Below are 20,869 nucleotides of genomic sequence, written 5' to 3' on the forward strand. Positions count from 1 at the left end.
CGGTGGTGGCCGTCGCGCTGCTGCCGACCGTGCAGCCGGACCCGCTGCTGCGGCACTCCCCGCCGCTGCGCGAGGTGCTGGTGCCTGCCGGGTCCTTCTCGGCCCCGAGGGCCGCCGTCACGGTCGCGGTACCGGTGGTGGCCGCGTCGCACGAGCCGTCGCCTGCCGCGCACTGCGCGGAGGAGCTCGACTCCGACAGCGTTGCCGGGGCGTTCCTCACCGGCGCCGCAGCCAGCTTCGCGGCATCCGTTGCCGCCTTGCGGGCCTGCGTGGCGACCGAGGCCGCGTCGGTGGCCGCCTTCTTCTCCTCGGCGGTCGCCCCGTCGCGTGCCGCGGTGTCGCGGGCCTGCTCGGCGATCTGCTGTGCCTGCTCGGCCTGCTGTGCGGCCTGCTCGGCGGTCTCGTTCCGGGTCTCGGTGATGATGTCGGCCACGACCTGGCCCGACCCGGCGGTCGAGCTGGTGGCGGCCTGGCAGTTGCTCTCGCTGGTGGTGCAGCTGCCGCTGGAGGACGACTGGCCGCCCGGTGGGCCACGCGCACCCGCGCCGCCGGTGGTGGTGCTCGGGCCGTCGTCGCCGGCAGCCGAGCTGCGGGCCGTGCCCGAGCAGCCGCCCGGGGAACCGGAGCAGTCCAGCGTGGCCGAGGCACTCGTCCAGCTCGACGCACCCGGCACGGTCGGCGCACCCGAGGCGGCGGACGAGCCCGGCGCTGTCGGGGCAGGCGGAGTGGCGGGCTGGTCCGGTCCCGGCCGGTCCTGCGGCGCGTCGGCCGGCGCCCGGTCCTGCCCGTCCTCGCCGACCGTCGCACTGCTGACGGTCGCGTTGGACGTCGAGGTGGCCCGCACGAGCGGCCGGATGCTGCTCGCGTCCGGTCCGCTGGAGGCCCCGGAGTTCGTGACGGCCTGGCACCGGCCGCCCGACACGCCGTCACACGAGCCCGTGCCGTGCGAGCCGCGAGGGTCCGGTGAGGTGGAGGGGTCGGTGGCAGTGGCAGAGCTGGTGACCTTGCCGTCGCAGGCGGTCTGCCCGTCGCAGTCCAGCACCGCACCGGACCCCGACGCAGCCGAGGGGCCGGCGGGGCGCCGGGCGGAGTTCACCACCGGGTTCGCCCCGGCCTGGTCCGCCCCGGTCTGGTCCGCGCGGGCCTGGTCTGCGCGGGCCTGGTTCGCGTCACTGGCCTGAGTCGCACCGGGCAACGCCTGGACGGCACCCGGCGCGGTCAGAGCCACGGATGTGGTCTCGGCCCGGCAGGCCCCGCCGCCGGCCTCGCAGGTGGCCGAGCCGGCCGACGTGCGCGGCTTCCCAGCGGCCACGGCACCGTCCCACGCAGCCGAGCCGGTCTGCGCTGTGCCCGAGCAGGCGGCCCCGGCCGAGCAGTCCACCGAGGCGCTCGCCGACGAGATGCTGGACGGCCCGCTGGTGGGCTGGCCCTTCACCGGCTGCCCGGTCGCCGCGTCGAGCTGGACGTGGTCCGGGGCGCTCGATGCGGCCGAGCTGGTCTCGCCGCTGCAGCCGCCACCCGACACCGTGCAGTCCGCGCTGCTGGAGGAACCCCTCCGCTGCGGTGACACGGCGGTGTCGAGCGCGCTGGTGGAGGTGGCCGCGGTGCCGCCGCACGACCCGCTCCCGCCCGAGCAGTCGACCCGGGCGCCGGCGTTCGAGACGCTGACCGGGCCCGAGACCTGCGAGACCTGCGAGCCCGACGCGCCCGCCGGGGGGTCACGGTCCTCGACGGTGGTGTCGCTGCCGGCCGAGCAGGTGCCGCCCGCGCCGTGCGCCGAGCACGAGGCCGAACCCGAGCTGTCGCGGACACCCGTGATGTCGCCCGACGCCGAGCCGGTGGTCGCCGACTTCGCGGTGCCCGTGCACGCCGCGCTCGCGCAGTCGACCTCGGAACCGGCGGTGCTGGTGGCCGCCAGCTTCACGGGGCTGACCGTGGCAGCCGCCGCGACGTCGTTCCACGCATCGCGGCCGCTGTCGGTGCGGGCGGTGGCGTTCGACGTGGAGTCGGCCGAGCAGCCGCCCGCGGTGGCGGTGCAGGACGAGGAGCCGCTCGTCGTGCGGACGGCGGCCGTCTTGCCCGTCCCGCTCGAGACCGTGGCGTTCGTGGTGGTGGTGCCCGTGCCGGAGCAACCGGCGGCGCCGTCGCACCCGATCCGCGTGTCGGCGCGTGCCGTGCCGGTCGACCCGCCGTTGCCGGAGCCGTCGTCGGTGCTGTTGCCGGAACCGCTGCTGGTGTCGCAACCACCGGCGGTGACCGAGCACGTGGCGGAGCTCGTGGTCTTGTGGGTGATCGTGCGGGTCGCAGCCGCCGCAGCCGCCGCAGCCGTCGCAGTCGTCGCCGGCTTCGCGGCGGCGGCCTGCTCCGTGGTGGTCGAGGTGGTGGTGGCGCCGGTGCTGCTCGACGCCGTGCCGGAGCATCCGGTGGCGCCCCGCTCGCACTGCACGTCGGCGTTCGACTGCGGGCGGCCGGCGGAGTAGCCGTCCTCGGTCGCCGCGTCCGTGTCCCACGAGCTCTGGCGGGACCAGCGGTCCGAGCCGTCGTTCCCGAGGTCGGTGCTGCTGGAGGTGCGGCAGCCGCCTGCGGTGGCCGTGCAGTGCGCGGCGCCCGTGGCGGTCGCGGCCTCGCTCGTCTTCGTCGTCGTCGTCTTCGCCGCCGCCGGTTCGACGACGGCCGCGGCGCCCGTGCCGCCGGTGGGCGTACCGCGGGTCGTGCCGGAGCTGGTGGTGTCGCAGGTGCCGTTGCCGGTCCGGCAGTCGGCGCTCGCGTCACGGGCACTCGCCACGGTGCTGATCGCGCACTCGCGCTCACACGTGCCGCTCGCCGTCGACGTGTCGCCGTCCGGCGAAGCGGTGCCTGGAGTGGAGCTGGTGCTCGACGACCGGCATCCGTTCGCGCCCTCGCAGGCGGACGCGGCCCGGGTGCTGCCGGTGGTGCTCGAGCTGCTGCAGCCGTCGGGCCCGGTGGCACACGATGCGGTGGCCGACTTCTTCCCCGTCGTGGCGCTGGTCTCGCAGCCCTGCTTCGCGCCGGACATCGTGCACGTCCCCGAGGCCTTGTTCTCCCCGGAGCCCGCCGAGACGCTGCAGCCGGACGACAGGCCGGCCAGACCGATGCACCGCTCACCGCGCTGCTCATCGGAGCCGCGTTCTCCCGCGGCGGCGCTGCACTCGAAGAACACGCCGCTCGAGTCACAGGCGGCCTTCGCCCCGCGCGAGCCCGCGGCCTGCACATCGGAACCCTCGTGGCCCGTAGCGGCGCGCAGCTCGTCGGTGGCCTCGTAGACCTCGTCCCTGGTCGCCTCGTACTTGGCGACGTTGGCCTCGTGGACCGCGGCCTTGACCGTCCCGGCCTTGACCTTCTTCTGCTCTGCCGCCAACGCCGTCTCGGTCTTCGCCAGCGCACGGTGCCCGTCGACGACCTCGTCGACCAGCTCGGCCCGATCGGGCGACAGCTCGGCACGGTCGGCCTCGACCGACTTCACCAGCTTCTTGTGCGCCGCCTCGTGCTTGGCGTAGGTCGCCTTGCTCACCGTGCCGGCGGTGACCTTCTTCTTCTCGGCCGCGAGCGCCTTCGCGCTCTTGTCCACCTTGATCTCGCCGTCGAGCACACGCTCGGTCTGCTCGGGGGAGTCCTCGTAGGACCGCCACTGCTCCGAGCGGCTCGCCCCGTCACGCGGCGGCCCGCGCGGATCCGCAGCCGAGGCCACCCCGGCGCGCAGCGCGGCGGCATCGCCGGTGACCGGCAGGACCTGCCCAGCAGCGGAGGTCGCCCTCGCCGCAGCCGTCTTCGCCGCGGTCGCCGCCTTCGCGGCAGCCACCTTGGCCGCGGTCGCCTTGGTCGCGGCGGTCTTCGCGACGGTCGCCGCCTTCGCCGCGGCCTTCTTCGCCGCCGGAGTCTTCGCCGTCGCCGCCTTCGCGGCGGCCGACTTCGCCTTCGCCGCGGCCTCCTTGGCGGTGGTCGCCGTCCTGGCCTCAGTCACCTTCGCGGCAGCCGCCGCCTTCGACGCGGCCGCGGTGGTCTTCGCGTCCGCGGTCGCCTTGGCTGCAGTCGTCCTGGCCGCAGCCGTCCTTGTCTTCGCAGGGGTCGCATCGGAGGCGGTCGGCTCCGCTGCCGCCTTCGTCGCTGCCGTCTTCGCGGCAGTTGCCGCCTTCACCGCTTTCGCCTTCGCGGCGGCTGCCACCTTCGTCGCAGCCGACTTCGCGCTCGTCGTTCTCGCAGCGGTCACCTTCTCAGCAGCCGACTTCGCCCTGGCCGCTGCGGTCTTCGCCACATCCGCCGTCTTCGTAGCCGCCGACTTCGCCGCAGCCGCTTTCACCGGCGTCAGTTTCTCCGCGGCGGCTCGCACGGCCGTCCGCTTCGCCTTGGCCGCAACCGTTCCGGTGGCGGTCGAACCCTTCGCCGGCTTGTCAGCCGATGCCTTGTTCGTCGATGCCTTGCCGGCCGAAGCCTTCTCGGTCGATGTCTTAGCCTTGCTCGTCGAAGCCTTGCCGGCCGCCGCCTTGTCATTCGCCGAAGCCTTCTCGGCCGATGTCCTGTTCGGCGAAGCCTTGTTCGCCGAGGCCTTCTCGGCCGGAGCCTTCTTGGCCTTCTCAGGCGGCGCCTTCTTGGCCGGTTCCTTCTTCGCCGGTTCCTTCTTCGCCGGTTCCTTCTTCGCCGGTTCCTTCTTCGCCGGCTCCTTCTTCGCCGACTCCTTCTTCGCCGGCTCCTTGCTCTTCTTGCTCTCGGTGGCGGACTTCGCGTCACTTCCGCCACCGCCACTGCCACTGCTTCCTGCGGGCTTCTCCTTGCCTCCCTTCTGCGCGCCCTGAGCAGTTGTGCTGACCGGCACGGTGGCGGCGGCTGCAGTGGGCGCCGCGAGGAACGCCGCACCCACCCACAGCACGACGACCGCGACGGCAACCCCAACCACCCACCGCATCAACCGCACCAACATCTGCAGCGGGGACGGTCGCAGGCGCACGGCGGCATCAGCACGCACGACGGGGCCCATGGCCTCGCCGTCGTGAGCTGGATGCGCGTGCATCTGGAGTGCTCCCTGGAGTCGCAGAGAAGACGGATGACGTGGAACGAGGGGGATGACCAGCGAAAACGAGTTCGCGGACTGTCACACACGGCGCACGAGGACGCCACGGGCCATACACGTCGCGCCTGGGGCAGCGACCTGCGTCCGGACGGTTGTCGTCACGCCCGGAAACCCTGCGGCGGCAACCCCACCCTGTTGCGCAACGTCAGCAACCGAGAGGACCACCACCACAGCCCTGACCCGAAGATCAAGACCTTGGGCAGATTAGCAGGGCATCGCGGGGTTGACCAGAGACGTCCTCGCAGAGCGGGTGCGCTCATCGCAGATGCCGTAGACCCTGCGAGGAACACACCGCCTCTGCGAGGACGCCGTCACACCGCCAGGGCGAGCGCCGTCGTCGAGGCCGTGCACAGGACGGTGCGCACGTGGTTCCACGCCGTCCAGCGGACGAGGTACTCGCTCCAGGTGCCGGCGGCGGCGTCGGGATCCACGGCGTCGAGTCGAATGTTCAGCGGGACGTTCCATACCGCCGTCACGAGGAATGAGCCGACCACGTGGAGAACGGCACCGACGACGATCCACGCGGTTGCGTGCTGCGCCGAGAACGGTGCCGCCACCGCCAGCAGGACGCACAGCACGGTCGTTCCCCCGAACACCACGCCGAACAGGGGATTGAGGATCGCCCTGTTGACCGACTGCATTGCCGCCGCGCCTGCGGCAGGTGGCAGCCGCCGCAGAGCCGGCATCACGGCCACGGAGAAGGCGAAGAAGAGCCCCGCCATCAGACCGGATCCGACTGTGGCGACCAGAATGGCGCTGGGCAGCAACGCGTCGATCATCATGCCACCGGATCCTGGACGAGTTCGGCGACGACCGCCTCGAACGGGGTCGGGGTCGTCGTCGCGGCATTCCGGCGCTCGCGCGGAACGATCGTGCCGTCGGAGAGCGCCCGCCCCATCTCCACGTGCAATGTCGCGGTATCGGGCGAGAATCCGGCCTCCACGAGGGCCCTCACCATCTCCGCGTCGGGCAGCCGGACGTACTCGAGTGCCGGCCGGCCGATCGCCGCACCGAGAATTGCGGTGGCCTGGGCATAGGTGAGATCGCGCTGTCCGTGCAGTTCCCGCACCTGCACGCCCGACCAGTCGCGGGCGAGAAGTGCTGCGGCCGCCGCCTCCGCGACATCCCTGGTGGCGATCATGGGCACCGGCACGTCGGGGGCCACCGCGTCGGCGTTGACGCCCAACGCACGCACCAGGTCCACCGCGGCCGCGATGCTCTCGAAAAACACGCCGGGCCGCAGGACGAGCAGGTCGAGCCCGGGCACCCGGCGCAGCCGCTGCTCCTGCTCGTGCAGGCTGGCGATGAACCCGGTGCCCTCCGGGAGGTCCGCCCCGAGGCTGCTCAGCGCCACGACGCGGCGGACCCCCGCCGCCTGCACGGCGGTGACGATCGCCTCGCCGAGACGCTGCTGCTCCGCGCCGAAGTCGGGCCAGGTCGGGTCGTAGGGCAGCAGGGTGTGCACGGCGTCGGCCCCGCGGAAGGCACGGGTCAGGAACGCGGCGTCGGCGGCATCGCCTGCCCACGTCTCGGCGCCGGCGGCGGCGAGCGCGGCCAGCACGTGCGGGTTGCGGCCGATCGCGCGGACCGGTTCCCTCGCGTCCAGCAGTCGCTGCGTGATCTGCCGGCCGACGTGGCCGGTGGCGCCCATCACCGTGATCATGGCGTTCCTCCGAAGGTCCGTGGTGGCGTGTTCGTCCACCATCGGGCCGATCGGCCGGACCTTCCATGCCCGGGAGTCGCCGGTTCATGCTCGTTCGTCCCGATCCTCTGGACGCCGGCGACATCGGCATCCAGACTCGGCTCGTGTCGGTCACAGACCAGCTCCACTCCGAGGATCCGCTCGGGGAGGCGCTGCACTTCCTGCGCGTCACCGGCAGCTTCTACTGCCGTTCGGAGCTCACTGCGCCGTGGGGCCTCACCGTGCCTCCGTGGGAGGACTGCCTCTGGTTCCACATCGTCACGGCGGGCCGGTGCCGTCTCCACGTCGACGGTGCGGAGCCGCGCTGGATCCAGCAGGGTGACCTCGCGCTCGTGCCGCACGGCCGGGGGCACGTGCTCGGCAGCGGGCCCGACGTCATCGCTCCGGACGTGACCGGCCTCGAGCACGAGTTCCAGAACCGGTACGCGATCCTGCGCCACGGTGGCGGAGGGGCGGCGACCACGCTGGTGTGCGGCGCGGTGCGGCTCGACCACCCGGCCGCGCACCACATCCTCCCGTTGCTGCCGGTGGTGATCCACATGGAGCCCGCGGGGTCACCGCAGGCGGAGTGGATGCAGAGCACGCTGCGGCTGGTGGCCGCCGAGGCCGCCGAGATGCGCCCGGGCGGCGAGGCCGTCATCACGCGGCTCTCGGACATCCTGGTGATCCAGGCGCTGCGGGCGTGGATCGAGACCGACCCCGCGGCGCAACGAGGGTGGCTCGGCGCGCTGCGCGACCGGCAGATCGGACGCGCCATCTCGCTGATCCACCGCGACCCCGCCCGCGACTGGACGGTGGCGTCGCTGGCGAGCGAGCTGGCCATGTCGCGCTCGGCCTTCGCGGCCCGCTTCACCGAGCTCGTCGACGAGCCGGCGATGCGGTACCTCACGCGCTGGCGGATGCAGACCGCCCGCACCCTCCTCACCGAGGACGGCGCGACAGTGGCGGAGGTCGCGAGCCGGATGGGCTACCGGTCCGAGGCCGCGTTCAGCCGCGCGTTCAAACGGATCATCGGGCTCCCGCCCGGCGCGTCGTCCCGTGCCACCGCCACCACCGCCCCCGCGCCCGTGGCACCGGCGCTCGTCAGCGGACCCTGAACTCCGGGAGACGCTTCTCCAGGAACGCGCTGACGCCCTCTCGGTAGTCGTCGCTGGAGACGGCGTCGATCGGCAGCTCGGTGGCCTCGGTGTCGGGTACGTCCAGGCCCGCCATGATCTTCTGGATGAGCCGCTTGCTGCCCCGGACGGAGACCTGCGAGCGCGCACCGATGGTGCGGGCGAAGTCGGTTGTCGTCTTCTCCAGCGCGTCGGGGTCGACGAGTTCGTCGATGAGGCGCACCCGCAGCGCGTCCTGCGCGGTGATCCGGTTGGCCGAGAAGAGCAGGTACTTGGCGAACGCCGGCCCGACCACGGAGACGAGCTGTCGCGTGGAGGTGAAGCCGTAGACGATGCCGAGCTTCGCCGGCGTGATGGCGAACTGCGCGGTGGTGTCGGCGAACCGGAGGTCACAGGCCAACGCGAGCTCACAGCCACCGCCGATGCAGTAGCCCTGGATCATCGCGATGGACGGCTTGCGCATCTCCGCCAGCGCGTGTGCCGCCTGCTCGAGACGGTCGCCGTACCCGCGTGCCGCGTCGGCCGTGGCGCGTCGGGTGCCGAACTCGCTGATGTCGGCACCGGCACAGAAGTGCGCTCCGGCACCGCGCACCACCAGCACCGTCACCGACTCGTCGGCGTCGACCTCGGCGGCCAGTGCGGGCAGCGACCCCCACATCTCGTAGGACATCGCGTTGCGCTTCTCCTGGCGGTCGATCACCAGCTCGGCGATGTCGCCGTGCCGGTCGATCCGGAGTGCGGGCATCCGTTCACCTCTCCACAAGTGCCGACGTCACCTCTCATTCTCGCGGGAAACCGTCGCCCGGGCGGTCAGAGCGCCCTCTGCGTCTCCAGCACGACACGCAGCGCACGCAGGGCGTGGTGGGTGCGTGACTTCACGGTGCCGGTCGGGATGCCCAGCCGGCGGGCCGCATCCGCAACGGTGCGGTCCTCGAGGTAGACCACGGTCAGGGTCTCACGGTGATGCGGCTCGAGGCGGCGGAGGGCCGCGGCGAGGTCCCAGCACTGCACAGCCCTCTCGAACTGGTCGTTCGCCGGCACGGCGCTCACAACGTCGTCGTCGCTGACGATGACCGGCCGCGTGAGGTCGGAGCGCCACAGGTCGATGATGAGGTTGCGGGCGACCCGGAACAACCACGGGCGCGGCGTGGGGGCTCCGCGCGCCGACGCGGCGTGCCGCCACGCACGCAGCAGTGTCTCCTGCACGACATCCTCGGCCCGCTCAGTGTTGCCCGTCAGCCGCAGGGCGAAGCAGAACAGCGGGCCGGCCGCGTCGTTCACAGTGCGGACGAATGCTTCGGACGCATCCTCCTCCTTGTCGTCATCGGTGGGGCCCAGAAGTTGGTCGGCATCGTTCATCGAATGGTGATCACGGAGTGCTGGTCCGGCACGATTCGAACCTGTGTGAGGTCCACACCACGGAGAATGGGACGGAGATGTCGAGGTCGCGCCCGGATACGGACCCTGGTCCTGTCCCTGGGGGCCCCCGGGGACAGCTCGGGGACTCAGAGACGGAGCTGCGTGCGTGAGGTGATGCCCAGCTTCTGGAAGACCTTCCGCAGGTGCCACTCGACAGTGCGAGCGCTGATGAAGAGCCGGGCCGCGATCTCGGGGTTGGTGAGGCCCTGGCCGGCGAGCCGGGCGACCTGGGCTTCCTGGGCGGTGAGCTCGCCACTGACCTCGATGTCCCGTTTGCGGACCTGTTCGCCGGTGGCCTGCAGCTCGCGATCCGCGCGCGCGGCGAACGCCTCGGCGCCCATCGTCGTGAACATCTGGTGGGCGGTGCGGAGCTGCTCGCGGGCATCCACGCGGCGGTGTTCGCGGCGCAGCCACTCGCCGTAGAGGAGATGGGCGCGGGCGAGCTCGCTGCGGATGCGGGTGCGGCCCAGCCGGTCGATCGCCTCCCGATAGGCGGTCTCGGCGGCCTGGCCGTCGAGCACCAGGGCACGCGAGCGCGCCGCGACGCCCAACGCCCAGTCGGTGCCGCAGGCGTGGCTCACCTCGGTGAGCCGGCGAACAGCGGCGGTGGCGCGCTCGGGCCGCCCGCAGCGGACCGCTCCCTCGACCAGCTCGGCCAGCGCCCCCCGGGCCGCGGTCGGCAGCCCGATCCCCCCCGTGGCCTCTGCGGCCCTCGTGGCCAGGGCCACCGCCTCCTCGGACCGGCCCACGCTGTTCTGCAGGAGGGCCTGCGCCCAGCCCATCATGGCCAGCCCGCCACCCTCGCCGCGGCGCAGAACTCCCGCATTGGCGGTATCGACAAGGTCGGCGACCTCGGCCTCGCGCCCCTGCCATGCCGCGAGCGTCACGGCACCGTGCGGCGCAGGCGGGCAGCCGGTCGCTTCGGTCACCGCCGCGAGCTCGGCGCGCAACGACGCGGCCGCGGCCAGCTCACCGGTGAGCACGTGCGTGGTGATGCGCGCGGTCAGCGCGAGGGGGAGCTCACACAGCGCCCCGGCCTCCCGGGCCAGCTGGACGTAACGGGTGGCCAGCACGTCCCAGCTCTCGTCGTCCCCCAGGATCCCGGCGGTGACATGAGCGAGCAGGAACCAGCGCAGCCCGTCCTCTGCGCTGATGTCCGGGCTGCGGAAGGCGAGAAGCGCCCGCTTCAGCTCCGCCACCCCGGCGGCTGGACCCTCAGTGTACCACTTCGCCAGACCGTCCAGCAGGAGATCGACCGGCCGGGGCGGCTGCGGCGCAGGAGGCGCCGCCCGTGCGGCCTCGACCACCTCCCGCACGCTGGCACAAGTGGCCAACGAGCCGGCGAACACGGCGGCAGAGAGTGCATCCAGGTAGGTGTCGCGTGCCGACCGGATGTCGAGTGGCTCGAGCTGCCTGGCCGCCTTGAGCAGCAACGGAGGTGCTTCGCTGCCGCGGTTGGTGGTGAACGCGATCTGGGCGCGCAGCACGTCGGCCTGAGCGCGCTGCAGTGGGTCGAGCGGGCCCGTCACCGCGACGGACAGCAGTTCCAGAGCATCCTCGGAGGCGCCTGCCTGGTGGGTGGCCTGCGCGGCAGCCATCGCCCGCCCGGCCCGGCGCCCGGGTTCGAGGGTGAGCTGGGCGGCCCGTTCCAGGAACGCCGCAGCAGCGGCAAGGCCACCGCGCGCCCGCGCCCGTCCGGCAGAACGTTCGAGATCCGCGGCCACGTCCTCGTCGAGCCCGTAGGTCGCCTCGGCCCGGTGCCAGGCGCGGCGATCCGGGTCGGCGCGGGGATCGATGGCCTCGGCCAGTGCCCGGTGCGCGATGCGCCGCTGCTCGGCGGAGCCCGCCCGGTAGACCGTCGAGCGCAGCAACGGGTGTCGGAACCGGACTCGCGTGTCGATCTCGACGAGCCCGGCCGCAGTTGCCGGTGCGGCCGCATCGGGCTTGATGCCGAGCAGTCCGGCGGCTCGCCACACGAGCAGCGGGTCTCCGAGCGGTTCCGCCGCGGCGACCAGCAACAGCTGCCGGGTGGGCGTCGGCAGTGGCGCAAGCTGCCTGCGGAAGCTCTCCTCGATCCGCCGCTGCACCGGCGCGCGGGACGGCGACCCGAACCCGCCGGCGAGCTCCGCGAGTGTCAGCCCCCGGGGCAGCTCCAGCAGTGCCAGCGGGTTGCCGCGGGTCTCGGTGACGATCCGGTCACACACCCGCTCGTTCACGAGCCCCGGTAGCGCGGAGCGCAGGAACTCCCGCGCGTCGGCGTCGGACAGGCCCGCGACCACCAGCTCCGGCAAGCCGGTCGACGGCTCGTCCTCCGACTCCAGCCGTGATGCGAACACCACCGACACCGACTCGGCCACCAGCCGTCGCGCAACGAACGTCAACACCTCCGCGGAGGCCCGGTCGAGCCACTGGGCATCGTCGACCACACAGACCAGCGGCCGCTCCCGGGCGACCTCGGCGAGCAGGCCGAGCACGGCCAGCCCGACCAGCAAGCGATCCGGCGCCCGCCCGGCCGCCAGCCCGAACGTCGTGCGCAGCGCGTCGCACTGCGGCTCGGGCAACCGCCCGAGCCGCCCCAGCATCGGCGCGCACAGCTGGTGCAGCCCGGCGAAGGCCATCTCCATCTCCGACTGGACGCCCGCGATGCGCTCCACCCGGCAGCCGGACGCCTGTGCCACCACGTACTCCAGCAGAGCCGTCTTGCCCACACCGGGCTCGCCGCGCACCACCAGCGCTCGACTCCGACCCGCCCGAGCGGCCTTCAACAGCCGGTCGAGCACCTCCCGCTCATCGTGCCGGTTCCGCAGCATCGGACAGGACCTCGACTGTGCAGCTCGTCACGCCCCACAACTCGCCCGAAGGCGACGATAACCCCAGGTGTACACCGCTGCGCCGGTGCTCGACACCGACGATCGGCCCCCTCTCCTCCGGCGAGAGCGCGATTACCACCACGAGACGGCGGTCGGCGCGGCCTGCGTGACGGACAACGGGCCGGCGATCAGCACGAGTCCTTCTCGCAAATGATCTCTCGACGTATCCTCCTGACGGGCGACGAAGATCATTCCAAACAGGAGGAAACAGAGACGTGAGCCATTCCCGACGCTCCTTCTTGATCGGTGTCCCCACCGTCGCCGCCGCGGCGATGGTGGCGTCGTCCGCCTCGACGGCCGTGGCCGCCCCGGCGAAGGCCGCGGCGACCCCGTCCCACCAGAGCCCGATCGACATCCGGTCGCGGTCGGCCGTCGACGCCCCCAAGCTGCCCGAGCTCGTGGTCGACTACCCGCAGCACCTCGACCTGCACGTCCACTACATCAGCAAGGACGCCCCCGGCGACGCCGCGGGCTGCACCGTGCGCGGCCCGGAGGAGACCGTGGAGGCGGAGGTCCCGGCCGGCGCTGCTGCCGTGCACGTCGGCGGCGTCCGCTACGAGCTCGTCCAGTTCCACTTCCACACCCACTCCGAGCACGAGCTCGACGGGCACCGGTTCCCCCTCGAGCAGCACTTCGTCCACCGTGGACCGCAGGGGCAGACCCTCGTCGTCGGTCTCTTCCTCACCGGCGGTGGACCTGGCGGCACCCTGCAGGACGAGGTCCTCCGTGCCCGCGTCGAGGAGTGCGGGCCGACGAAGGAGGTCACCACCGACCTGCGCGCCGCGCTGCCCCACGACCTCTCCACGTTCCGCTACGACGGCTCGCTGACCACCGCCCCGTACACCGAGGGGGTGGCCTGGCTGGTGCTGCGCCAGCACCAGGCCATCTCCGACTCCGCCGTCGCGGACTTCCAGAAGCTCTTCCCCAAGGGCAACGCACGCGCACTGCAGCCGTTGAACGACCGGACCGTGCAGTACCGCCGGCAGCGCTGAACACCCTGAACCGTTCTATCGTTCCCCGGTGACCACCGCCGGCCCGCCCGCCGCCTACAAGGACCTCTGCCTCGATGCGGAGGACGCCGCGCGGGTGGGCCGGTTCTGGTCGGCGGCGCTCGGCCTGGAGCTCGACACGCACCGCGGGACGGTCGTGCGGCTCTCCGGCCCGACGCCGCAGGAAACCCTGTGGGTCAACGAGGTTCCCGAGCCGAAGGTCGCGAAGAACCGCCTGCACCTCGACATCCACACCGGATCGGTCGAGGAGCTCGTGGAGCTCGGTGCCTCCGTGCTGGACGACACGCTGCCGTGGACGCTGATGGCAGATCCGGACGGGGGCGAGTTCTGCGCGTTCGTCCGCGAGACCCCGCCCGACCAGTTGCTCTACGAGCTGGTGCTGGACGCGCACGACCCCCGCGCTACCGCGAGGTGGTGGGCGGAGCTGCTCGGCGGCCACCTCGTGTCGGAGGACGAGAAGGTGTGGGCGGTGGGTGACATCCCCGGGGCGCCCTTCGAGTGGTTCGTCGTCAGCCCCACCGAGGACGAGAAGGTCGGCAAGAACCGCGTGCACATCGACGTCACCGCCGAGGACCTCGACCGCGTGCTCGCCCACGGGGCGCGGCTGCTGCGCCCCCGCGGCGACGACATCGGCTGGCACGTGCTCGCCGACCCCGAGGGCAACGAGTTCTGCGCGTTCACCCCCTGAGCGCCGGCACCCCCTGAGCCGAGCGGGCGCTACCACGCCGCTCGCCGCTGCTCGCCGCACTTTCATCCCATTGGGCACCGCTGAGACGCACAAGTCCGGCCCGGGTTGCCTACGTTCGCTCTCGGATCAGTGACGGCACGGTCACGAACAGGACACGGGACTCCCCACCCGCCGGCTCCCCCGACCGGACGTCCAGCCGAAGCCGTCGATCCGGAGGCAGGTCGTGGCTCGGCATCGCTCCCCCCGGGGCCGGCGCGCGCACCAGAACTCATCGGGGATGGCCACCGGCCATCCCGCGGTGGGACGCAGCGCGCACCGGTCCGTACCCACCCCGATCTATCGGGGTGCCGCCGTCGTCGCCGTCACGGGTGGCGCGTTCTCCCTGGTCGGAGCCGCGTCCCCACTACCGGTGACGGCGGCGCCCGCCGCGCTGGCCGTCCCGGTCCAGAGCACCGACGTGCTGCTGCGCGCCGCCGTGGAGCCGGTCGTGCCGGATCCGGACGTGGTCGACGCCGGCGATCTCGTGAAGGCCGTGCAGCTCGCCGAGCAGCAGATCGCCCGGGTCGCGGCCGAGCGTGCCGCCGCCGAGGAGCGCGCCGAGCAGGCGCGGAGGAAGGCCGAGGAGGAGAAGGTCTCGTCCGCCGGGCTGTCGTCGCCGGACTGCGGCCTGGACACCTCGGGCCTCGGCGCGGTGAAGTCCTACGTCCGCGCGGCCGCCGAGGTCCTCGGTTGTCGGTTCGGCGAGCCCACGATGCACGGTGTGGCCGGCCGAGCAGGCACCTCCGACCACCCGTCCGGCAAGGCGATCGACTTCATGGTCGACCGGGCCACCGGCGACAAGCTGGCCGCATGCGCGCTGCGCAACCAGGACGCGCTCGGCATCTCGTACGTGATCTGGGAACAGCAGATCAACCACGGCAACGGCTGGCAGCCGATGGAGGACCGCGGCGGCGTGACCGCCAACCATTTCGACCACGTCCACGTCTCCTTCGGCTCCGGCAAGGGCAGCGGAGAACTCCGGGGCTGCTGATGGTCGCTGCGACACGCCCGCTCGTCGCACGCCACGCCACGTCCGTCTCACTTTGAGTAAGCGGATTGTTTCGGAGCGTGATCACTGGTTATCGTCGGTGCCGACCAGTCAGTGACCCGGCTCCCCCAGCGGACACGGATTCCCCGTCCACCGGTTCCCCAGCCGGATGCCCGCCCGGGTCACGAGGTCTGGAAGGCAGGTCGTGTCTCGGCACCGCTCCCCCAGCGGCCGGTACGCGCACCCGCGACCCGCAACCGGGGTCGCGTTCCCCGGTGCGCTCACCGAACCGCCCCGTCGTTCCGGCGCACGCCACCGCGTCGCCACTCCCACCGCCGTGCGCAACGGCATGAACGCGGCCGCCGCCGCGGGCGGCGTGCTCGCCGTCGTGGTGCCCGGGGTCGGGATGGCCACCGCCCCCGTTCCGGGGGCCGCGGCGGACGAGTCGTCGCTGATCCGGCTCGCCTCCGACGAACAGCCGGTCGACGGCGACGCAGACCCGAACCTCCGCACGCGCACCGGCGTCGTCCTGGTGTCCAGCGCACCCGACGAGCCCGAGCCCCCCCAGGTCGACGTCGCCGGCCTCGTCAAGGCCGCAGGCCTCGCCGACGTGGCACGCCGGATCGAGGACGAGCGCGCGGCCCGGGCGGCCAGTGCGAACTGCGACGCCGACCTCGACGGCCTCGGCCGCGTGAAGCCGTGGGTACGCGACGCCGCCGCCTTCCTCAGCTGCCTCTACGACGAGCCGCGCCTGGGCGGCGTGGCCCAGCGCAGCCGCAGCTCCGACCACCCGAGCGGGCACGCCCTCGACCTGATGGTCCGCGGCGAACGCGGCGACCGGATCGCCGAGTGCGCGCTCGCCAACCAGGACGAGCTGGGGATCACCTACGTGCTCTGGGAGCAGCGGGCGAACTACGGCGACGGCTGGGAACGCATGTCCGACCGCGGCAGCGACACCGAGAACCACAACGACCACGTGCACATCTCGTTCGAGCGGAGCGCCCCCGACGAGGGCGAGCCGCTGGCCGAGCGCTGCGACTAGCTGTACCCCGCCGACACGGGCTACTGGCCGATCCGGCCGGGACCTCCGTCGTCGCCTTCCCTCCAGATGTTCACCACCGACGGGCGCGGCTGGCTGCCCGGGCCGTCCGGGAACAGCGACGCAGGCGCCTCCGGGCTCGCGTCGTCCAGGTCGCCCGGATGCTGCGCCGAGATCAGCACGAACTCGTCGCCGATCACCGGGCCGCAGCACTCCGCGCCCACCGGGACGGTGGCGAAGAGCGTGGTCCGCCCCCGCGTCGGACCCTCCAGCGACACGCCGTACAGCCCGTCGTTGATGCCCAGCGCCTGACCGGAGTCGGTGGCGAGCCACAGGTTGCCGTGGCCGTCGAACGCGATGTTGTCCGGTGAGCTGATCGGGCTGACCTGGCTCTTGTCGAACCCGCCGAAGTAGGTGGCCGGGTCGTTCGGGTCGCCGCAGAGCAGCAGGATCGACCACCCGAACGTCGTCGCCGTGGCGTCGTTCCCCGCCTCGACCAGTTCGATGACGTGCCCGTGGGTGTTGACGGTGCGCGGGTTGGGCTCGTCGGCGGGAGCGGTGCGGGCCGCACCGGCCTTGCCGCGGTCGGTGTTGTTGGTGAGCGCCAGATAGACCTTGCCGGTGTGCGGGTGGGGCTCGACGTCCTCCGGCCGGTCCATCTTGGTGGCGCCCACCCTGTCGGCGGCCAGTCGCGTGAAGACGTAGACCTCCTCGGCCGTCATCCCGTCGACGAACGACTCGTCCCCCGAGGCCAGCCTGATCCACTCGCCGCCACCGTCGAACGCGTGGTCGGCCGGGAGGGTGCCGGTGCCGTCGATCTCCGCAGGCGGGCTGTCACCGGTGAACCTCGCGACGTAGAGCGTGCCCGAGGCGAGCAGGCTCCGGTTGTGCTCCCGGTCCCGGCGGCTGTTGCCGTTCTTCATGGCCTTGTCGGAGACGAACTTGTAGACGTACTCGAAGCGCTCGTCGTCTCCCATGTAGGCGACCGCGTGGCCGTTGCGGGTGAGCCGGATGTTGGCGCCCTCGTGCTTGAAGCGGCCGAGCGCGGTGTGCTTGACCGGCCGCGCCTTCGGGTCGTACGGGTCGACCTCGACGATCCACCCGAAGCGGTTGGGTTCGTTGGGTTCCTGTGCGATGTCGAAGCGGGGGTCGAACCGCTCCCACTTGCGCTCCGAGGCGCCCTTGGTCAGGCCGTAGCGCGCAGCGCGCTCCTGTCCGGCCGGGTCGGTGACGGCGGCGGCGTTCGCGAAGTACTGGTTGACGTTCTCCTCGCCGGTCAGGAACGTGCCCCACGGCGTGACGCCGCCCGCGCAGTTGTTCAGCGTCCCGAGGACCACGGTGCCCGTCTCGTCGGCCGACGTCTTCAGCAGGTCGGACCCGGCCGCCGGGCCGTCGAACACGAACTCGGCGCTGCCGCTGTAGCGACGGTTGTAGGTCTTGTCGGGCACGGGGGTGATCTGCCCGGTGCGCCGGTCGCGCTCCACCACCAGCACCGAGAGCCCGTGCGCCTCGATACCGATCCGGACCTGCTCCTCCGTCGGGTTCTCCGCGTCGTAGCCGCGGAACATCAGCGGCTCGATCGTGTACTCGTGGTTGTTGAACATCAGGTACGACTCGCCGCCCCCGCGGCGCAGCGGCACGAGCCCGCAGAAGTCGTTGTTGTAGCCGAACTGGCCGGCCTGCGCCTCGGCGCTCTGGTTCTCGAAGTCGAACTCGGGCGCGCCGGGCACCACGGGATCGCCCCAGCGGATCACCACCTGGCTGCGGTAACCCGGCGACACCGTGATCGCGTCGACGGTGTTGGGCGCCACCGGCTCGAAGTCGAGCCCTCGCGGAGCTCCCCCGGGTGCGCCGCCGGGCGCGGCGGCCGGGGACGCCGCCGCGGTGCCGGTGAACACGGTGCTCGCACCGGCGGCGACGGTGAGCACCGCGCCCGCCCGCAGCACGCCGCGGCGGCTCACCGAGCGGGCGAGCACATCGGCGAAGTACTCGTTGCCCGACGGGTTCGGCTCGTCGTGCGCGCAGGCGTTGCCACACCGGTAGAGGCAGGTGAGGCCGTGGCGTCGCGGGTGGCTGTCGGTGAGCATCGGCAGAGCGACGGGGCCGGGGCGGGCGCCGGCATGATCCGGGCAGGGCTGAGCCACGGTCATCCTCCTGGGTTCCGGACAAACGCGACGAACGTAAGTGATCAGCCCCAGTGCTGGGAAGAGCGAAGATGACCAGGAGGTGGCGGGCTCATGTCCTGTCGGGAGCAGGCTCATGCCCCGGACGGCCGTGGGTGCGCCGCCGCTGCTTCATCTCGGCCTCGAACACGTGCCGGCGGCCCAGCATGGTCTCGTCGCGCACCCGCTTCTCGAGCGCTGCGAAGGCGGCGTAGTAGCCGTCGTCGAACTCCTCGACGATCTGGAACGTCCACCGGCCGGGGAGCACGTTGGCGCCGAGCAGCTCGTCGTGGACCTGCGTGGCCAGATCGTCGTGTCCCGTGGCCCGCAGGCCGTCCACGACCTCGTCGAGCAGCAGGTCGGCGTGGCCGATGAGCTGGTGCAACGAGTAGAGGTGCCCGCGGGCGCGCTCGATGTACTCGATGGCCTCACCGAACTTGCCGACCGCCTCCACCAGCTCGTCGCTCGCGCCTGGGGGACGTTCGTGGGCCCCGTCGACGGACCGTGCGTCGTCCTGCACGCCGCGCAGTACCCCACCCGGCCCGGTGTCCAAACCAGCATCTCGCTGAGCGAACAGCACCCGCCGAGAGCGAACAGGGCTCCTCCGCCGGGCGCGCCGGCCCTACCGTCGGGGCTCACGCATTCGGGAGGAACCATCGTGTCGATCCAGCCCCTGCACCACCGAGCGGGTCCGCCGCCCCACCCCCGCCCCGTGCCCGAACCTCCCGGCCGGCCGGCGCCGCCGGCACCCCAACCGCTGCCCCCTGCGCTGCGCGGCCCCGTGCTGCGAGCCGCACCGCAGGCCGGCCCCGGGGCCGACCCGGTGCTCGACCGCCTCCTGGAGGAGCGCATCGTGTTCCTCGGCCGCGAGGTCGACGACGAGATCGCCAACCGGATCACTGCGCAGCTGCTGCTGCTGACCGCACAGGACCCGGACCGCGACATCACGCTGTACATCAACTCCCCCGGCGGCTCGGTCACCGCGGGAATGGCCATCTACGACACGATGCAGCTGATCACCCCGGACGTCGCCACGTGGGCCGTCGGGTTCGCGGCGTCGATGGGGCAGTTCCTGCTCTCGGCGGGGACGCCGGGGAAGCGGTATGCGCTGCCGCACGCGCGGATCCTCATGCACCAGCCCTCGGCCGGGGTCGGCGGGAACGCCACCGACATCGCCATCCGGGCCGGGGTGTTCGGCCAGATGAAGCGCGAGATCGCCGAGCTCACCGCCCACCACACCGGGCAGTCCGTCGAGACCATCACGGCGGACGCGGACCGGGACCGCTGGTTCACCGCGCAGGAGGCACGCGACTACGGGCTGGTGGACCAGGTCGCCTAGGAGGTTCGCCCTCGCAGCGTCCGGGGTACGACGGCGCAGTGCCCCCGAACCGGCCCCGGCCGCCGCTGCCACTGCTGATCGCCGTACTCGTCGCACTTCCGGGCACCTGCCTAGGTGGTGCGTTCTACCTCGGGCTCCCCCACCCGGTGCTACCGCCGCCGCTGGCCGCGGCCGTCTACGGGGTCGCGATCATCGGCGCTGCGTTCGTGCTGTCGTGGGCCGCAGAGGCCGCACAGGTCGACATCAGCGCCGGGTTCGCGCTCGCGTTGCTCGCACTGCTGGCCGTGCTGCCCGAGTACGCCGTCGACTTCGTCTTCAGCCTGCGGGCGGGGCACGTCTACGCCGAGCACGGAACCTGCCTGCCCGGCCCCGGCGGGGCCAACCCGTGCTCGCTGGCCCTGGCCAACATGACCGGCGCCAACCGGGTGCTGGTCGGCGTCGGCTGGCCGCTCGTCGTCCTCGTGGCCACGCTCGCCGCGGTGCGCGCCCGGCGCGCGGGTCGCCACAGCAGCGCCTCGACGGCCCCCGGCCGGGTCACGATGCAGCGCTCGATGTCGGCGGAGATCGTCTTCCTCGGCATCGCCACCCTCTACTCCCTGCACCTGCCGCTGCGCACGTCACTCACGCTGCTCGACGCCGTGGTGCTCATCGGGATCTTCGTGGTGTACGCGGTGCGGCTGGCCGGGGCACCGGCTACCGAACCGGACCTCATCGGCACCTCGGCCTGGGTCGCGGACCTCGGCCGCACCCCCCGACGCACCACGTACATCGCCATGTTCGTCGTGGCCGCCGTGGTCATCCTGACCTGCGCGGAGCACTTCGCCGAGGGCCTGGTGCAGACCGGCAGCCAGCTGGGCGTGGACCAGTTCCTGCTCGTGCAGTGGGTCGCCCCCCTGGCCAGCGAGGCACCGGAGCTGATCGTCGCGTGCCTCTATGCGGCCCGGCTCAAGGCGAGCGACTCGCTGGGCACGCTGCTGTCGAGCAAGGTCAACCAGTGGACGTTGCTGGTGGGCACGATCCCGATCGTCTTCGCGGTCGCGTCCCGCTCGACGAGCGGGCTCCCGCTCGACACCCAGCAACGCCTCGAACTGCTGCTGACCGCTGCGCAGTCGCTGTTCGCGGTGAGCCTGCTCGTCACGCTGGGGCTCACCGCCAGGGGCGCGATCACGCTGTTCGTGCTGTTCGCCGTGCAGTTCGTCGCCAGCATCACGCTGCCCACCGACGCCGACCGGCTGCTCGTCGTCGTCCTGGCGGGGGTGTATCTGCTCCTCGCACTCGCACAGCTGCTCCTGCACCGCCGTGACCTGCTACGGACCACCCGGGACGGGTTGGTCACCCCGTACGACGAGCTGGAGGAGGCGGACCGGGCGACCGCGGGACAATGACCACGGGTGCGACTAGCGTGTCCTCGA

18 protein-coding genes are annotated in these 20,869 nt (G+C 72.4%); 11 read left to right on the plus strand and 7 right to left on the minus strand.

The window, feature by feature from the left end; all coding sequences use genetic code 11:
- Positions 1 to 5: 5 nt before the first annotated feature.
- The 4 genes from ACQPZA_RS30795 (at position 6) to ACQPZA_RS30810 (ending at position 4,811) form a co-directional block, all read left to right on the plus strand.
- The gene (locus tag ACQPZA_RS30795; RefSeq protein WP_433275597.1) at positions 6 to 1,181 is read left to right on the plus strand and encodes a hypothetical protein; all 1,176 of its coding nucleotides are present in this window, start codon (positions 6 to 8) and stop codon (positions 1,179 to 1,181) included.
- Positions 1,182 to 1,232: 51 nt separating this feature from the next.
- Positions 1,233 to 2,480 carry a hypothetical protein gene (locus tag ACQPZA_RS30800; protein WP_433275598.1) on the plus strand — a complete coding sequence of 416 codons (1,248 nt, stop codon included), beginning with the start codon at positions 1,233 to 1,235 and terminating at the stop codon, positions 2,478 to 2,480.
- 21 nt (positions 2,481 to 2,501) lie between these two features.
- Positions 2,502 to 3,284: a hypothetical protein gene (locus ACQPZA_RS30805; RefSeq protein ID WP_433275599.1), complete on the plus strand. Its 783-nt coding sequence runs from the start codon at positions 2,502 to 2,504 to the stop codon at positions 3,282 to 3,284.
- Between the two features lie 453 nt (positions 3,285 to 3,737).
- Positions 3,738 to 4,811 carry a hypothetical protein gene (locus tag ACQPZA_RS30810; RefSeq protein WP_433275600.1) on the plus strand — a complete coding sequence of 358 codons (1,074 nt, stop codon included), beginning with the start codon at positions 3,738 to 3,740 and terminating at the stop codon, positions 4,809 to 4,811.
- A gap of 586 nt (positions 4,812 to 5,397) precedes the next feature.
- Here ACQPZA_RS30810 and ACQPZA_RS30815 read toward each other — a convergent pair.
- A complete protein-coding gene (locus tag ACQPZA_RS30815; protein ID WP_211174154.1) occupies positions 5,398 to 5,868 on the minus strand; it encodes a DUF1772 domain-containing protein in 471 nt (156 codons plus the stop codon).
- A complete protein-coding gene (locus tag ACQPZA_RS30820) occupies positions 5,865 to 6,749 on the minus strand; it encodes an NAD(P)H-binding protein (protein WP_433275601.1) in 885 nt (294 codons plus the stop codon). Before ACQPZA_RS30820 ends, ACQPZA_RS30815 begins: the two co-directional genes overlap by 4 nt.
- Before the next feature lie 143 nt (positions 6,750 to 6,892).
- On the opposite strand from ACQPZA_RS30820, the gene ACQPZA_RS30825 reads away from it, so the two are divergent.
- A complete protein-coding gene (locus tag ACQPZA_RS30825; protein ID WP_433275602.1) occupies positions 6,893 to 7,885 on the plus strand; it encodes an AraC family transcriptional regulator in 993 nt (330 codons plus the stop codon).
- On the opposite strand, the gene ACQPZA_RS30830 is transcribed toward ACQPZA_RS30825, so the two are convergent.
- From ACQPZA_RS30830 to ACQPZA_RS30840, 3 genes are all read right to left on the minus strand, one after another.
- Positions 7,872 to 8,648, minus strand: coding sequence for an enoyl-CoA hydratase/isomerase family protein (locus ACQPZA_RS30830; RefSeq protein WP_433275603.1), 777 nt, complete (start codon positions 8,646 to 8,648; stop codon positions 7,872 to 7,874). The genes ACQPZA_RS30825 and ACQPZA_RS30830 overlap by 14 nt on opposite strands.
- Positions 8,649 to 8,713: 65 nt before the next feature.
- Positions 8,714 to 9,262, minus strand: coding sequence for a sigma-70 family RNA polymerase sigma factor (locus tag ACQPZA_RS30835; protein WP_433275604.1), 549 nt, complete (start codon positions 9,260 to 9,262; stop codon positions 8,714 to 8,716).
- A gap of 146 nt (positions 9,263 to 9,408) precedes the next feature.
- On the minus strand, positions 9,409 to 12,132 hold the full coding sequence (locus tag ACQPZA_RS30840) for an AAA family ATPase (RefSeq protein ID WP_433275605.1): 2,724 nt from the start codon (positions 12,130 to 12,132) through the stop codon (positions 9,409 to 9,411).
- A gap of 275 nt (positions 12,133 to 12,407) precedes the next feature.
- Here ACQPZA_RS30840 and ACQPZA_RS30845 point away from each other — a divergent pair, with 275 nt between their 5' ends.
- From ACQPZA_RS30845 to ACQPZA_RS30860, 4 genes are all read left to right on the plus strand, one after another.
- Positions 12,408 to 13,184, plus strand: a complete 777-nt coding sequence (locus ACQPZA_RS30845; RefSeq protein ID WP_433275606.1) for a carbonic anhydrase family protein — start codon at positions 12,408 to 12,410, stop codon at positions 13,182 to 13,184.
- 28 nt (positions 13,185 to 13,212) lie between these two features.
- Positions 13,213 to 13,890 (plus strand): VOC family protein, encoded by a 678-nt coding sequence (locus tag ACQPZA_RS30850; RefSeq protein WP_169395908.1) that lies wholly within the window; start codon positions 13,213 to 13,215, stop codon positions 13,888 to 13,890.
- A gap of 223 nt (positions 13,891 to 14,113) precedes the next feature.
- A complete protein-coding gene (locus ACQPZA_RS30855; RefSeq protein WP_433275607.1) occupies positions 14,114 to 14,920 on the plus strand; it encodes a hypothetical protein in 807 nt (268 codons plus the stop codon).
- 202 nt (positions 14,921 to 15,122) lie between these two features.
- Positions 15,123 to 15,959 (plus strand): hypothetical protein, encoded by an 837-nt coding sequence (locus tag ACQPZA_RS30860; RefSeq protein WP_433275608.1) that lies wholly within the window; start codon positions 15,123 to 15,125, stop codon positions 15,957 to 15,959.
- A 20-nt stretch (positions 15,960 to 15,979) separates the two neighbouring features.
- On the opposite strand, the gene ACQPZA_RS30865 is transcribed toward ACQPZA_RS30860, so the two are convergent.
- Positions 15,980 to 18,043, minus strand: a complete 2,064-nt coding sequence (locus tag ACQPZA_RS30865) for a PhoX family protein (protein ID WP_433283063.1) — start codon at positions 18,041 to 18,043, stop codon at positions 15,980 to 15,982.
- 148 nt (positions 18,044 to 18,191) lie between these two features.
- Positions 18,192 to 18,671 (minus strand): hypothetical protein, encoded by a 480-nt coding sequence (locus ACQPZA_RS30870; protein ID WP_433275609.1) that lies wholly within the window; start codon positions 18,669 to 18,671, stop codon positions 18,192 to 18,194.
- Between the two features lie 228 nt (positions 18,672 to 18,899).
- Here ACQPZA_RS30870 and ACQPZA_RS30875 point away from each other — a divergent pair, with 228 nt between their 5' ends.
- Positions 18,900 to 19,457: an ATP-dependent Clp protease proteolytic subunit gene (locus tag ACQPZA_RS30875; RefSeq protein WP_433283065.1), complete on the plus strand. Its 558-nt coding sequence runs from the start codon at positions 18,900 to 18,902 to the stop codon at positions 19,455 to 19,457.
- Positions 19,458 to 19,495: 38 nt separating this feature from the next.
- A complete protein-coding gene (locus tag ACQPZA_RS30880) occupies positions 19,496 to 20,842 on the plus strand; it encodes a sodium:proton exchanger (protein ID WP_433275610.1) in 1,347 nt (448 codons plus the stop codon).
- Positions 20,843 to 20,869 lie beyond the last annotated feature (27 nt).

Origin of the sequence: Pseudonocardia xinjiangensis (genome assembly GCF_050948425.1) — a bacterium.
In the GTDB taxonomy this organism is placed as follows: domain Bacteria; phylum Actinomycetota; class Actinomycetes; order Mycobacteriales; family Pseudonocardiaceae; genus Pseudonocardia; species Pseudonocardia xinjiangensis.